Annotated in this window: 13 protein-coding genes; 8 read left to right on the forward strand and 5 right to left on the reverse strand. The window is 64.0% G+C overall.

The window, feature by feature from the left end:
* Positions 1–46 precede the first annotated feature (46 nt).
* The 4 genes from EPN31_RS04300 to radC form a co-directional block, all read right to left on the reverse strand.
* The gene (locus tag EPN31_RS04300; protein ID WP_291770003.1) at positions 47–1,441 is read right to left on the reverse strand and encodes an MATE family efflux transporter; all 1,395 of its coding nucleotides are present in this window, start codon (positions 1,439–1,441) and stop codon (positions 47–49) included.
* Positions 1,438–3,207, reverse strand: coding sequence for a glycosyltransferase (locus tag EPN31_RS04305; protein ID WP_291770004.1), 1,770 nt, complete (start codon positions 3,205–3,207; stop codon positions 1,438–1,440). Before EPN31_RS04305 ends, EPN31_RS04300 begins: the two co-directional genes overlap by 4 nt.
* A gap of 107 nt (positions 3,208–3,314) precedes the next feature.
* Positions 3,315–3,575, reverse strand: coding sequence for a type B 50S ribosomal protein L31 (locus EPN31_RS04310; protein WP_291770006.1), 261 nt, complete (start codon positions 3,573–3,575; stop codon positions 3,315–3,317).
* A 199-nt stretch (positions 3,576–3,774) separates the two neighbouring features.
* On the reverse strand, positions 3,775–4,452 hold the full coding sequence (radC, locus tag EPN31_RS04315; protein ID WP_291770008.1) for a DNA repair protein RadC: 678 nt from the start codon (positions 4,450–4,452) through the stop codon (positions 3,775–3,777).
* A gap of 51 nt (positions 4,453–4,503) precedes the next feature.
* On the opposite strand from radC, the gene EPN31_RS04320 reads away from it, so the two are divergent.
* The 3 genes from EPN31_RS04320 (at position 4,504) to EPN31_RS04330 (ending at position 7,476) form a co-directional block, all read left to right on the forward strand.
* The gene (locus tag EPN31_RS04320) at positions 4,504–4,980 is read left to right on the forward strand and encodes an FKBP-type peptidyl-prolyl cis-trans isomerase (RefSeq protein ID WP_291770010.1); all 477 of its coding nucleotides are present in this window, start codon (positions 4,504–4,506) and stop codon (positions 4,978–4,980) included.
* Complete coding sequence (gene ispH, locus EPN31_RS04325) at positions 4,977–5,981, forward strand: 4-hydroxy-3-methylbut-2-enyl diphosphate reductase (RefSeq protein WP_291770012.1); 1,005 nt, start codon at positions 4,977–4,979, stop codon at positions 5,979–5,981. Before EPN31_RS04320 ends, ispH begins: the two co-directional genes overlap by 4 nt.
* A 67-nt stretch (positions 5,982–6,048) precedes the next feature.
* A complete protein-coding gene (locus tag EPN31_RS04330) occupies positions 6,049–7,476 on the forward strand; it encodes a YdgA family protein (protein ID WP_291770016.1) in 1,428 nt (475 codons plus the stop codon).
* Between the two features lie 21 nt (positions 7,477–7,497).
* On the opposite strand, the gene EPN31_RS04335 is transcribed toward EPN31_RS04330, so the two are convergent.
* Positions 7,498–7,986, reverse strand: a complete 489-nt coding sequence (locus EPN31_RS04335; RefSeq protein WP_291770019.1) for a hypothetical protein — start codon at positions 7,984–7,986, stop codon at positions 7,498–7,500.
* A 416-nt stretch (positions 7,987–8,402) separates the two neighbouring features.
* Between EPN31_RS04335 and EPN31_RS04340 the strand changes: the two genes are divergently transcribed.
* The 5 genes from EPN31_RS04340 to ribA all read left to right on the forward strand — a co-directional run bounded on the left by EPN31_RS04340 (position 8,403) and on the right by ribA (position 14,051).
* Positions 8,403–9,764 carry a substrate-binding protein gene (locus tag EPN31_RS04340; RefSeq protein WP_291770022.1) on the forward strand — a complete coding sequence of 454 codons (1,362 nt, stop codon included), beginning with the start codon at positions 8,403–8,405 and terminating at the stop codon, positions 9,762–9,764.
* A gap of 90 nt (positions 9,765–9,854) precedes the next feature.
* Positions 9,855–10,721 carry a branched-chain amino acid ABC transporter permease gene (locus tag EPN31_RS04345; RefSeq protein WP_291770025.1) on the forward strand — a complete coding sequence of 289 codons (867 nt, stop codon included), beginning with the start codon at positions 9,855–9,857 and terminating at the stop codon, positions 10,719–10,721.
* Positions 10,718–12,610, forward strand: a complete 1,893-nt coding sequence (locus EPN31_RS04350) for a branched-chain amino acid ABC transporter ATP-binding protein/permease (protein WP_291770027.1) — start codon at positions 10,718–10,720, stop codon at positions 12,608–12,610. Before EPN31_RS04345 ends, EPN31_RS04350 begins: the two co-directional genes overlap by 4 nt.
* Positions 12,597–13,301 carry an ABC transporter ATP-binding protein gene (locus EPN31_RS04355; protein WP_291770030.1) on the forward strand — a complete coding sequence of 235 codons (705 nt, stop codon included), beginning with the start codon at positions 12,597–12,599 and terminating at the stop codon, positions 13,299–13,301. Before EPN31_RS04350 ends, EPN31_RS04355 begins: the two co-directional genes overlap by 14 nt.
* 102 nt (positions 13,302–13,403) lie before the next feature.
* Entirely contained in the window at positions 13,404–14,051 is a 648-nt protein-coding gene (ribA, locus tag EPN31_RS04360; RefSeq protein ID WP_291770032.1) for a GTP cyclohydrolase II, read from the forward strand.
* The last annotated feature ends 14 nt before the right edge of the window (positions 14,052–14,065 follow it).

Genomic DNA, 14,065 nt, shown 5'->3' on the forward strand with positions numbered 1-14,065 from the left:
GCGGTCACGGGTCTTGCGGTGCGGGTCGTTGCAGTATGAAGTGACGTCAGGCTGCCTTGCGGGCGTATTGGCGCAGCACATGGCCGTACCAGCCAAACAGTGTCAGGGCGGTGAGCGCCAGCCCGGCCATGGCCATGAGCCACATGGATGCTGCGCCTACCGGTGCGCCTGGCATGAACCAGTGCGCAACCGGGGCCAGTGTCCCGGCTCCGGGCCCGTATCCCAGCCACCAGCCGCCCACCAGCCCCAGTCCCGTCAGCGACGTGATCTGCAGGATCAACGGAACCAGCGCGACCTTGTAGGCGCGCAGCACGTAGGAGCTTACGCAGTGCATGGCGTCGCAGAGATGGAACCAGGGGGCGATCTGCAGCAGCGCGAGCGCCAGGACCGCGACCTGGGTTTCGTCCGTATAGGCGGCCACGATGGAGCTCGATCCGACAACCAGTATGACGTCGGTGAGTACGGCCCCCGCGAACACAAGCAGGATGCCGTGGCGGCCGGTGCGCCGGGCCAGGCGCAGGTCGCCGGCGCCCACCGACTGCGCCGCCAGCGATGCGGTGGACAGGCTGAGCGACATGGGGAGCATGTAGCACAGTGCGATCAGGTTGCCCAGGATCTGCTGTGCGCCGCTGGCGTAGATCCCGTCGCGGGCCACCAGCAGGGCCATGAAGCTGAAGGCGCAGATCTCGATCAGATAGGAGCCTCCCATGGGCAGGCCCAGGCGCAGCAGTTCCTTCTGGTCGGCCAGGCGCGGTCGGACCAGCCGCAGCGACAGGGCCTGGAAAGCGGGCCGCCGGCGGATCATCCACAGACCCGTCGCCAGCATGAACCAGTTGACCAGCAGTGTGGCAACCCCCGCGCCGATCGCACCCATGGCCGGAACGCCCCAGCCGCCAAAGATGAACCACAGGTTGAAAACCAGCTTGAAGACGATGCTGGCCAGGTTGATCGCCATCACTTCGCGCGTCTGCGAGATGGCGGTGGCCATGGCGTAGATGGTGCGGAAGATCAGCGCGGCGGGCAGGGCGCCCGCCAGGGCCAGCAGATAGCCGGCGATGCGGTGCCGGACCTCCGGCTCCACATTGCCTGACAGCGACAGCCAGATGTCGGGGAAGAGCAGGCTGGCGGCGCCCAGCACGGACAGTCCCAGGGCCAGCCAGACACCCTGACCCCATGCATGTCCGGCATCGGAGAAGCGCCGGGCGCCGAAGTGCTGTGCGATGATCGGGATCAGGGCATGTACCACGCCCATCAGACCGATGAAGACCGTGATGTAGATGGAGGCGCCCAGCGCCATCGCCTGCAGGTCGGCGGCGCTGGTGTGCCCGACCATGGCTGTGTCCAGCACGGCAAAGATGATGCCGGCCCAGGCGCTGACCAGGATGGGCCAGGATTGCTGCAGGATGGTGCGCCAGGGCGTTGGAGTGGCGCGGGCAGTCATGAAGCCGGTTTCAGGCGCAGCAGCCGGAACATTTCGTGCCGATCGGGGCCGCGCCGGCCTTGCCAGAGTGCCGGGTGATTCGCGTAGTCCGCTGTGCCGGTCGCCAGACTGTGCGGGCTGACCTGCTGCAGCAGCAGCGTGCACCGGGAATCAAAGCTGAATGTGATGTCGTTGAATACCAGGAACGAGGCGCGCTGGCCGCTGCCCAGGTTCAGTGTCCGGACGCATTCTCCCGGTTGCCGGTACAAGACCAGCGCATGGGCCAGCGAGGCTGATACGTCGCGGTAGCTCCGGATGTAGTCCAGCACCGGCATCCACAGGGTTGCCAGCAGCAGCCAGGTGGTGATCAGGCCGCCCGCCGACAGCGCCGTGCCGCGCCACAGGCCCTTGGGGTGGCTGTGCAGCCGCCAGTGCACCAGAACGATCCACGCCAGCGTGCCCAACCCGGCGATGAAGGTGGCTGGCCAGGCGACGTGGACATCGTAGCCGTATGTCTGGCGGCTGATGTTGTCGGCAATCTGGTGGGGCCATCCGGCCTGAAGGGCGATCCAGCCCAGCCAGACGGTGGCGGCCGTCAGCGAGAAGCACATGACCGCGAACCAGTCCAGCGTGTTCACTACCCCGCGGCGCAGCGTCGGCAGCGCAAATGCAGCCAGCACTGCGCAGGGCACGGCCAGCGTGCTGTATTCGGGTTCAAAGGGGTCTGTATTGAACAGCAGGACCAGGGTTGCCGCGACCAGAAAGCCGAGAGGGATGCGGATGTGGGGTGCGCGGAACCAGCCGCGCCAGCGCCAGAGTGCGAGCAGGGCGAGCGGCCAGGTCGGCCAGAGGAACCAGGGTAGGTCACGGGCCACGTTGATCCAGGCGTGCAGGCGCGGCAGGCTGAAGGCGTGCTTGGTCCATTGCAGCCAGCTGGTGGTCCAGTAGGTGCCGAATTCCCGGGCCGGGATCCACCAGAGCAGGATGACCGACGTGCAGATCAGGGCGCTGACGATCAGCCATTTGCGTTCGCCGGCGAGCAGTCCGCCTGGCAGGAAGATCACCGGGACGGCGAGCATGAGCGGCAGTGCGCCAACCCAGCCGCGCGCCAGAAAGGCGGCCCCCAGCGCCGCCCCCAGCGTGATGGCCCCCGAGACAGGGTGATCCAGCATGCGCGCGACGGCGTAGTAGGCCAGCGCCTGGCACGCGATCACGGCGGGGACCTCGGAGGTCTCGTGCATGCGCCAGATGATTCCGACCGTGGCGACGATCAGCAGCAGGGCGGCGTCGGCCAGCATTCGGCCGTAGTCGCGCCCGGCCGGTTCGCCGCCGAATGGCAGGGCCAGCGGCTGCGCCTCGGTGCGTCGGCCCAGCAAGTAGGTGCCGTACCAGATCGATGCGGTGAGAATGCAGAACCAAAGGATGTTGGGCAAGCGAGACGCGATGATGGCTGAGTCCAGGGGGCTGAAAAACAGCTCGAAGAAAGGTCTGAAGGTCTGGATGAAGATCGCGCCGACCCAGGTGACCAACGGGCCATCCTGCGCCTGCGCAAGGTGCCCGATCTGCGGCAGCAGCCAAGCGTGTTGCTGGCCGGACAGCGCCGTAAGCATGGTGGCCAGTCCGGTGACGTCGTCTGTTTTCCAGGGGTCGCGGTAGAACAGGCCGGCCAGGATATAGACCAGGCCCACCGCCGCCAGGAACAGGCGCGGCAGTTTGGCGGCCGCAGTCGCCGTCAGGCGGGCGGGTGTCGAGCGGATGACGTCAGGAGGCACCAGGAAACGTCCCACGAATCTCTAGGGGAAAACCCATATTAAATGAAAAGAGGCAGCCAGTAGGCTGCCTCTTGTGCGGAGGTCCGGGGCGGGGGTCCGCCACGGCTCCCTGGAGCGCCGTGTTATTTCTTTACGGTGCCGCTGGTGCGGGCAAAGCGCGCGCGGAACTTTTCGACACGGCCCGTCTCGACGATGCGGGTCTGGGCGCCGGTGTAGAACGGATGGGACTCGGACGTCACATCGCATTTGAAAAGCGGGTAGGATTTGCCGTCGATCTCGGTGGTCTCGCGCGAAGCGAGCGCTGACCGCGAGATGAACTTGTGGCCAGTCTGCAGGTCCAGGAACACGACCTCGCGGTATTCGGGGTGGATGCCTTCTTTCATGGTGTATTCTCAACAATGGTTGGGGTCGCCAGTCAGATGGCCGCGCATGACGTACAAAATCGGCACCGAACCGGTGCCAAGCCGCCGCGCCGGTACTGCCGACGCCAAACGATGTGCCGATGGCCCTGACTACGTATCCAAATGGAGCCGGCCATTTTAGGATGTCTGGCCGTGATGTGCAAACTGGCTGGGTGTGTCATCAGATCTGCCCTCGCTCGGCCAGCGAGCTGACCTCGGTCGCGCCGACCACCAGATGATCCAGCAACCGGACGTCCACCAGCGCGAGGGCCTGTTTGAGCTGATGTGTGAGACTGACATCGGCTGGGCTGGGCTCCGCCAGCCCAGAGGGGTGGTTGTGCGCCAGGATCAGGGCCGCCGCGTGGTGGGCCAGGGCTGCCTTGACGACTTCACGTGGGTAGATCGAGGCCTGCGACAGCGTGCCGCGCGCGATTTCCACGCAGTCAATGAGCTGGAGCTGGGTGTCTAGGAAAAGGGCAATACAGTGTTCCACCCGCAGGTGCGCCAGCCGCATGGCGCAGAATTCCTTGACCCGTTCGGGTTGGTTCAGGATGCGGGTCTGGCGCAGGGGTTCTTCGAGCGATCGGCGGCCGAGTTCCTGGACCGCCAGCAGTTCACAGGTCTTGGCGGCGCCCAGGCCCGGGAATGCAAGCAGGGTCACGGATTCGGCAGCCAGCAGCGGCCGCAGTCCGCCAAAGTGCGCAATCAGTTCGCGGCCCATGGTGACCGCATCGCGCCCGCGCGTGCCCGTGCGCAGCAGGATCGCGAGCAGTTCGGCCGAAGTCAGGACGTGGGCGCCGTGCCTCAGCAGGCGCTCGCGCGGACGTTCGTCGCAGGGGGATACCGTGTCTTGTGGCATGATAGGCCCTAAAATTGGCATGTCTGACCAGAACCGCTACGGTGACACACTTTGACTTCCGCGAACGATGTGGTGAACGCTTTTGTCCACCCTGACTCCTACGTAACGCTGCACTATCGCATCGAGCCTCTGACGGGTGCCGCCGCCGGCACGGCCTTCGTCGATACCTTTCTGGATCGCCCGGCCACCCTGCAGATGGGGGTGGGGCAGTGGGCGCCCGGCATTGAGGCGCTCTTGCTGGATCGCCCGGAAGGCGACCACTTCACGGTGGATCTCCCGGCGGCTCAGGCCTACGGCGACCGCAATCCAGAACTGCTGCGCTGGATCTCGCGGGCCGAAATGATCCAGAATGCGCCACCGGGTACCGAGTTCGAGACGGGCGACATGGTCGAATTCGTGGCGCCCAACGGCGGCCGCTATTCCGGTGTCCTCAAGACGCTGCAGGACGACTCGGCGCTCTTCGATTTCAACCATCCGCTGGCGGGCATCGACCTGCAGGTGGAGATCCAGATTCTGGGGGTCCTGTGAACGCAACGCATTCGCCGGACCGTGCGGCGGCGGCCGAACCCGAGATCCTCCTGGCGCAGCCGCGCGGGTTCTGTGCCGGCGTCGACCGCGCGATCAGTATCGTCGAGCGGGCGCTCGAAATCCATGGCTCGCCCATCTATGTGCGCCATGAGATTGTCCACAACCGGTATGTGGTGGACGACTTGCGCTCAAAGGGCGCGATTTTCATCGACGAGCTGGCCGACGCCCCCTCGGGGGCCATCGTGATCTTTTCCGCGCATGGGGTGTCGCGGGCCGTCCGCGCCGAAGCCGAGCGCCGTGGCCAGCGCATCTTCGATGCAACCTGCCCGCTGGTGACGAAAGTACACGTCGAAGTCGCGCGCATGCGCAAGGAAGGCCTCGAGGTCATCATGATCGGCCACAGGGGACACCCCGAAGTCGAAGGCACGCTGGGACAGGCTGATGGCGGCATGTACCTGGTGGAAACCGTGCGCGACGTGGAGGCCCTCCAGGTCAGCGACCCGCATCGGGTGGGCTTCGTGACGCAAACCACCTTGTCCATCGATGATGCGGCCGAGGTCGCCGACGCGTTGCGCAAGCGCTTTCCCGGCATCGTGGAACCAAAGAAAGGCGATATCTGCTATGCGACCCAGAACCGCCAGGACGCGGTGCGGATCATGGCGCCGCAGTGCGACCTGGTCATCGTCGTCGGCAGCCAGAACAGCTCCAATTCGAACCGCCTGCGCGAGGTCGCCGAGCGCAAGGGCGTGAAGGCCTACCTGCTGGACCGGCCCGAGATGATCGATCCGGCCTGGCTGGTCGATGCTCGTCGCGTGGGAGTGACCGCCGGCGCTTCAGCCCCTGAGGCTTTGGTCCGGCAGGTCCTGGACCGACTCAAGGAACTCGGCGCCCGGTCGGTAAGACCGCTCCAGGGTGTGAAGGAGCAGGTTTCCTTTCCTCTACCCCGCGAGCTCTCGCGCAAGATTGCCCCTCAGTCCACCGACGCTGCCGATCTCGCCTAGTGCACGGTCTCCTGTCTGATCGGTGGATCGGGCGGGGCACGGCGTCATGTGGTCACTTGGAGTCATAATGAATCACCGCTTTCTGAAACTTGCCGGCGGCCTGCTGGCGGTCCTGGTTCTTGCCTATGTGGGTGCGTCATGGTACGCAGGGCGCCTGGCGCAACAGTCGATCGAGGCCTGGGTGAACCAGACCAACCAGAGCATCGCGAGCCAGTGGACGGCCAAGTCACCCGGTCCGGTGCTGCGGATCCAGTCCTATGAGCGCGGGGTGTTCAGCTCGGCCATCCGGTATGCGCTGGACTATCAGGATGCGCGGGGAACCCGCCACGAGCTGGGTCTGCAGGATGCCTTGCGGCATGGTCCCTGGCCCTGGGGTGCCTTGCGCAGCGGCAACTGGCGGCCAGTGGCGGCGTACAGCCGTGTGACGCCAACCCCGGACGGCGACTGGAAGCTGTGGGCGGATGCCATGCCGGCGGGAACGCCGCCCTGGGTGGCGCGCTCGCGCATCGGCTTCGATGGCGGCGTGACGACCGAAGTCCAGGTGGCGCCGGTCAAGACCGCCGAGGTCGATTTCGGCGGCGGGTCGCTTCGGGTGATCTATGCACCGAATGAACGTCAGACGCAACTCGCCGGGCGATTCGAGACATTGACCCTGACTGATCCCGGGGTGCAGACGACACTCAGATTCAGCGGGCTGGCCCTGCAGGCGCGCAGCCGTCACAGCGGTCAATCAGACTATCAGTCGCACCAGGAAATGCGCCTGGAAGGGCTGGCGCTCTCTGTGGCAGACGATCAACCCATCGTCCTGAAGCAACAGGTGCTGACCGTGGATGTAGCCCGGACAGGGGATCTGATGGACAGCCTGGCCAGCTTCGAGGCCGCGCATCTGTTGTTCGGGATTCACGACGTGGGCGCGTTGAAGACGGCTGCGGCGGCGCAGAATCTCTCGGTGCCGGCCTTGCAGGCGCTGGTGCGTACCCTGGCGTCGATTGACGCGAGGCATGAGCCGGGCAGTGACCTGTCGGTGCAGGATCGGCAGCAGATCCGTGCAGGCCTGCTGCCGCTCCTGGCTGCTTCGCCGCGCATCGCGCTGAGCAAGCTTCAGTGGGTCAACGCCCAGGGTACGACGGAGCTCAGCGGCCAAGCCGATTTCCGCCCGGTGGGAGACGATGCCTCCCAGGACCTGGGGGTTCTGGTGGACCAGGGCATTCGCGGCCTTTCAGTGCATGCGCAGGTTTCCAAGCCCATGCTGCTCCAGGTGCTGCGCCAGACCCAGTCGGGATCGGACGCCGATGTGGCCCTCGCCCTGGTCAGCATGGTGTTCGACCAGTATGCGGGGCGCCTGGCGCGGGTTGGGTTGGTCCGGCGATCCGATGAGGGCGTGATTCAGGCCGATCTGGCCTATGCCGACGGGCAGGTGACGGTCAACGGCGTGAAGATGACCCCCGACGAATTCAGCCAGCGGCTGGCGGCCTTGCAAGGCCGCCTGTTCTAGATCGGTAGCCCACCCGGCCGGCTATCGCCGGGGGCCGATCCGGCGGATTTTCCGTCCGTCAAATTCCCAGATATCCAGCTTGCCGGGATCGGCGGGGTCCGGCGTTTCCATGCGCAGCAGCCGGCCCTTGGCGCTCATGCGGATATCGCTGGAGCAGGATCCGAAGGGTTCGGTGATGTGGTAACCCTGTTCGCTGATCACCACCCAATAGAAGCGGATGGGGCAACTGGTCTGGCCATTGTCCAGGCTCACCAGCGCCATCTGCCGACGGCCTACGACGTACGCATAAGGGATGTTCAGGATACCCTGCATGCGGGGCGTCGTGGGCGTGTGATTGAAGGTCAGCGTGGCGCTGTACAGGTAGTCGCTGGGGCGTACCGCCAGCGTGCCATACGGCGTTTCCAGAACGGTTCGATGGGGACTTTCGGGCCATTGCTCTGGGGCGGCGCAGACCGCGGCCGGGGTTGTACCCAGGACAGTCAGGCACAAAAGGCCAATGGAAAACCGCATGATGGAGGCCTGCACGGGCGTGGTGGGAGTGAAACCGGTTTCGATGCGTCATTACAGGGCATTTCGCGATCACGCGCAATAGCACGAAGGGGGTTGTGATCATCCGATCAGCATCCCCTTTTGGTCCCAGTTCAGGGAAAGCCATAGCTGACGTTTTCCCTAGGGTGTCCCGCTTTCAAAGCGCCGCGTAAGTTTTGCGTAAGTTTCGAATCCCCTAATGACATCACGCAGAAATCCGGGGCTGGCATTGCCTGATTCCCTGGTCTGCCGAAGCAAAGACAAAGCTGTTCAAAGCCATAAAAACAAATCGCGGGTCAGGCGGGGTTCCGGTGGGATCGGAAACCTGCCCGGAAGCTGAATCGCAGTAATCAGCCGGGACCTAGGTGCCCGGGACACTCAAATCAGGAGACAAACCGATGGATGACAAGAAAACTTTGGGCCAGGCCCTGCAGACTCGCGTCAAACGCCGTTCCGTGCTGAAGGCCGGAGCCGCGGGGGTTGCCGGCAGCATGCTGTTGCCTGGCGCCGTGCGGGTGGCCATGGCTGAAGACAAAAAGCCTCTGGGCGCCTGGCCAGCCGGCTCCCAGGGCGATTCGGTGTTCGTCGGCCTGACCGTGGACTTGACGGGGCCGTATTCGGCCCAGGGCGCCGAGCAGAAAAACGCCTATGAACTCGCGGCCGAAATGATCAATGCCGGCGATCCCCGGATCCAGAAGATCTCGCCGCTGCTGAAAAAGGGCGTACTGGGCAAGTCCATCAAGGTCGGTGCAGCCGACTCCGAAACCAAGCCGAATACGGCGGTGCAGGCCGCGACGCGGTTCATCCACGACAACAAGGCCCTGATGGTGGCCGGCAGCACCAGCAGCGCCGTGGCCATTGCGCTGCAAAAGGTCTGCAATCGTGAGCACACGCCTTATTTCACGGCGATTTCGGGCTCCACCGAAACCACTGGCGTGGATTGCCAGCGCTACGGTTTCCGTCCCGGCTATTTTGCATACATGTCCTGCAAGGCCATTGCCCCCGTTGCTGCCAAAGAATTCGGCAAGAACCGCAAGACCGCCTATCTGACGCCGGACTACACCTATGGCCACACGACCACCAAGTCGATGATCGAGTTCTCCGAAAAAGAGGGCTGGAAGACGGTCACCAATCAGGTCCACCCGCTGGGCGCGAAGGACTACAGCTCGTACCTCATCAACATTGCCAACACGGATGCGGACGTCCTGGTGGTGGTGGCCTATGGCGCGGATGCCGCCAATGCCATCAAGCAGGCCAAGCAGTTCGGGCTGCTCGACAAGATGAAGGTCCTGCTGCCCTACATGTCGGGCTACCTGGAAAAGGAAATCGGCGCTGAACTGATGCAGGGCGCGCTTGCGGCTAACGGCTTTTGGTGGACCATGCAGGACACCAACCCGGTGGCCAAGGATTTCGTCGAGGCCTATGACAAGAAATTCGGCGGTAAGCCGCGCGATGCGGCCCTCTACGCCTATCTGGGCATGATCCTGTGGGCTGACGCGGTGGAGCGCGCCAAGAGCTTCTACCCGCCCGATGTCGTGAAGGCCCTGGAAGCCGGCGTGGTGCGCGACACCCCGGTGGGCAAGATGACCTTCCGTGCCGAGGACCACCAAGGCGATGCCAGCTTCCCGATCATGCGCGGCAAGAAGCCGGCCGACATGAAGAACCCGGATGACTTCTTCGACGTCATCGAAGTCGTGGGCGGCAAGAGCGTGATGGCACCAGTCGGCTTGCTCGGCTGCAAACTCGGCGGTTACGTCTAAGTCCTGGGCCTGTCCGGGGCCTGCGCTTGTCGCACGCCCCGGACAGGCGCGGATTTTCAGGTCTTTGAAGGAGGCAACTCGATGCCGAGCATGTCTTTAGTCTTCTCACAACTGTTCAATGGTCTGTCTGTGGGCTTGCTGCTCGCGCTCATCAGCACCGGATTGACCATTATCTACGGCACGCTCGGTGTCATCAATTTCGCGCACGGCGCTCTGTTCGTCGTGGGTGCTTACGCTGGCTACACGACTTATGCGCTGACCGGTTCGTTCGTGCTGGCTGTGGCAGGCGGTGCGGCGGTTGCGCTGGCTATCGGTCTGATCATGGAGCGCGGGCTGATGCGTCAGTATTACAGCCGCCCCCCAGAGGACCAGATCCTGGTGACCTTCGGCATCGGTATCGTTCTGGTGGAGATCGTGCGGGGCCTGTATGGCGGCGTCAGCCTGTCGGTGGCCCCTCCGCCCTGGGGCACGGGGATCGCCCGCATCGGCTCCCTGATCTATCCCCTCTATCGCCTGGAGACTCTGGGCATTGCGGCAGTGACGCTGCTGCTGTTGTATTTCGTCTTGTATCGGACCAGCCTGGGGCTGATCGTGCGTGCCGGCATCGAAGACTCCCAGATGGTCAATGCGCTCGGCATCAACGTGAAGCGCACCTTTCTGGTGGTGTTCGGGATCGGCGCCATGGCGGCCGGTTTTGCGGGGGTGGTGAATGCCCCCATCGTGGCATTGACGCCCGACATGGGGTTCCGTTATCTGGTTGATTCCTTTGTGGTGGTGGTGATCGGTGGCGTGGGATCGTTTCCGGGTGCGGTGGTCGGCGGCATCATCGCCGGCGAAATCCTCAGCCTGACCGCCATGATCAACCCGCAGTATTCGGATGTGATGTTGTTTGCGGCGATGGCGCTGGTGCTGATTTTCCGTCCCCAGGGACTCATGGGCCAGGAGGGTCGGGAATGAACACTTATCAGACCACGGCCGTACCGGCGGGTGACGCTGCAACCGCACCCAAACAGGCCGTACATGCACCCCGAGGTGGCATCATGCGCAGACAGTTGCCCGAAATGCTGGTGGGGATCGGCCTGCTGGCGGCGCCATTCATATTGCCCGTAGTGGGCATGAGCCCCGATCTGCTCACGCGGATCCTGATCTGGGGCCTGTTCGGGCTGGGGTTCGACCTGCTGTTCGGTTATACCGGCCTGCTGTCCTTCGGCCAGGCCGCGTTCTACGGGACGGGCGGCTTCGTCACGGCCTATCTGCTGACGGATGGCCTGGTGTCCAATCTGCTGCTGGCGCTGTTCATCGGCACCGTCATGGCGGCTGTCGCCGGCCTGGTGATCGGGTATCTGACTTTGCGGCGCACGGGCATCTATTTCGCCATGAGCACGCTCGCCTTTGGCGAGATGTTCTATTTCCTGGAGAATTCCTCGTTCAAGGAATACACCGGCGGCGAAAACGGCATTGCGGGCGTACCGCCGCCGGAGCTTTCCCTGGGGTTCGTGAACATCCACATTTCCAGCGGCTGGCCCATGTACTGGTTCGTGGCAATCTTTTTCTTCGTGGGCTATTTGATCGCGCGGCGCATCGTGCGCTCGCCCTTCGGGGCCGTGCTCAAGGCGATTCGCGGCAACCCCAAGCGTGCGACGGCGCTGGGGCACTCCATCCAGTCCTACAAGCTCACGGTGTTCGTCGTGGCGGCCGCCTATGGCGGGCTGGCGGGCGGCCTGCTGGGCCTGTTCCAGTCGTACATGCCCCCGGATGCGTTTTCGCTCGACACGTCGGCGCAGCTCGTCATCCAGACGGTCATGGGCGGTGCGGGTACGCTGCTCGGGCCGCTGCTGGGCGCCACCATCTGGCTCTATCTGTACGAGGGCTTGCAGCAGCTTGGCGACATTGGCGCGTACTGGAAGTTGATCCTGGGGGTCATCTTCGTGATCCTGGTGACCGTGTTCCGTCATGGCGTGGCGGGCGGCATCCTCGATTTCGTGCGCCACCGCCGCGCGCGGCCGCTGTCAACCGACGAAGAGGCGAGCGACCGTGTGGCTGGCACACTGGATATCGTGGCGCCGCTGGCGTCCACGCGGGCCGGCTCGCCCGTGCTGGAGGCTCGGGGGGTGACCAAGCATTACGGGGGCCTGAAGGCCAATACCGACATCAATTTCACGCTTCGCGAGGGTGAACTGCACGGGGTGATCGGCCCGAACGGCGCCGGCAAATCGACCTTCTTCGCGATGCTGGCGGGTGAACTGGCCACTACCTCCGGGAAGGTCTTCTTCCGCGGTAAAGAGATCACCGGCATCGGCGTGACCGAGGTCTGCCAGCTTGGGATGAGCAAGAGCTATCAGATCAACCAGCTCTTCGAGCACTTGACGGTGCGCGAAAACGTCATGATTCCGGTGCTGGCGCGGTTGCGCGGCAAATACCGGAATGACATGCTGCGGGGCCTGCATTCCGACGAGCTGGATTCCCAGGTGAATGCGGCCATCGGCATGGTCGATCTGACCCGGCAGGCGGACACGCGGGTCTCGGACATGTCCTATGGTGAAAAGCGTCGCCTCGAAATTGGTCTGGCGCTGGCCACCGGCGCCAACGTACTGCTGTTCGACGAACCCCTGGCGGGCCTCGGGCCCGAAGAACGCGTGCTGGTCGTGGCGCTGCTGAAGTCCATCCGCGCAGGCCGCAGCATGGTCATCGTCGAACACGACATGGACGCCATGTTCGAGCTGGCCGAGCGTATCACGGTGCTCTACGAAGGCCGCAAGCTGGCCGAAGGCGCGCCGGACGAGATCCGTCGCAACCCCGAAGTCCAGGCGGCGTACTTGGGAGGGATGGACGATGAGTCTGCTTGAAATCGATCGAATCAACAGTTTTTATGGCGACTCGCACATCCTGTTCGATGTTTCCATGCGGGTCGAGGAACACGAGGTCGTGGCGCTGCTCGGACGCAATGGCGCCGGCAAGAGTACGACGCTGAAATCCCTCATGGGGATGGTCCAGGTCAAATCCGGCACCATCCGCCACCGCGGGGTGGAAATCCAGCACCTCCCGCCCTATGCGCGGGCGCAGCTCGGGATTCAGCTGGTCCCTGAAGAGCGCCGCGTGTTTGGTTCGATCTCGGTGCAGGAAAACCTCCAGCTCGCTGCCATGACGGCCCCAAAGCCACGCAGCCTGGATGAAATCTACGCGACGTTCCCACGCCTGGCCGAGCGCAAGCGCAATCGGGGCAAGCAGCTGTCGGGCGGCGAACAGCAGATGCTGGCCATTGCGCGGGCCATGATCCGCAACGCCGAGATCATCTTCCTGGACGAACCCTTCGAGGGCCTGGCTCCGCTGATCGTGCGCGACCTGATCTCGGTGTGCCGCAATCTCGCCGATTCGGGGCACACCATCGTGATTGTGGAGCAGAACGTACGAGCGGCGCTGGCGCTGTCTGACCGCAGCTACATCGTCAACAATGGCCATGTGGTCTACGAGGGTACACCGAAGGACCTGCACGAGAACGGCGATATCATCGAGCGGTACCTGGGCGTGAAGGCGTAGGCGACTGGTGGCGGCATGACGGGGTTCCGGGCGGTGCTGTCCGGGGCGGAAAGGCCGCTGCCTGGTGGTAACCTATAGGCCGTTCAAACTTCATTTCCTGACATGCCAGTCCTAACGGGAGCTTCAGCGGATCCGGATACCGATATCCTGCGGTTCGTCGCCTCCAGCCAGCTACCCACGCCGTGGGCGGTTTTCCAGATTCATGCTTTTGCCGAAACGGTCAGCGGCAAGGAGCATGTCGCCCTGACATTGGGTGATGTCGGCACAGACGAGCCGGTGCTGGCGCGCATCCATTCCGAATGCCTGACCGGCGATGCGCTGTTCAGTCAGCGGTGCGACTGCGGGGCCCAGCTCGAGGCCGCGCTGCAGCGCATCGCAACCGAGGGACGCGGCATTTTGCTGTATTTGCGCCAGGAAGGACGGGGGATCGGGCTGCTGAACAAGATCCGGGCCTACCACCTGCAAGACGAGGGCGCCGATACCGTGGAGGCGAACGAGCGGTTGGGGTTTCCGGCTGACCTGCGCCATTACGATATCTGCCGGCCGATGCTGGCGCACTTTGGCATCCGTCGCGTGCGGCTGATGACCAACAATCCGCGCAAGGAACGGTTCCTGAACGAGATCGGCGTGTCAGTGGTGGAGCATATCCCGTTGCAGGTCAATCGCAATCCGTACAACGAGTTCTACCTGCGCACCAAGGCTCGCAAGCTGGGGCACGAGTTCAAGGAATACTTCGGCGAAGCCCCCTGATTTTTGGGGAAACT

It is taken from the genome of Castellaniella sp., assembly GCF_004321985.1.
GTDB lineage: Bacteria > Pseudomonadota > Gammaproteobacteria > Burkholderiales > Burkholderiaceae_B > Castellaniella.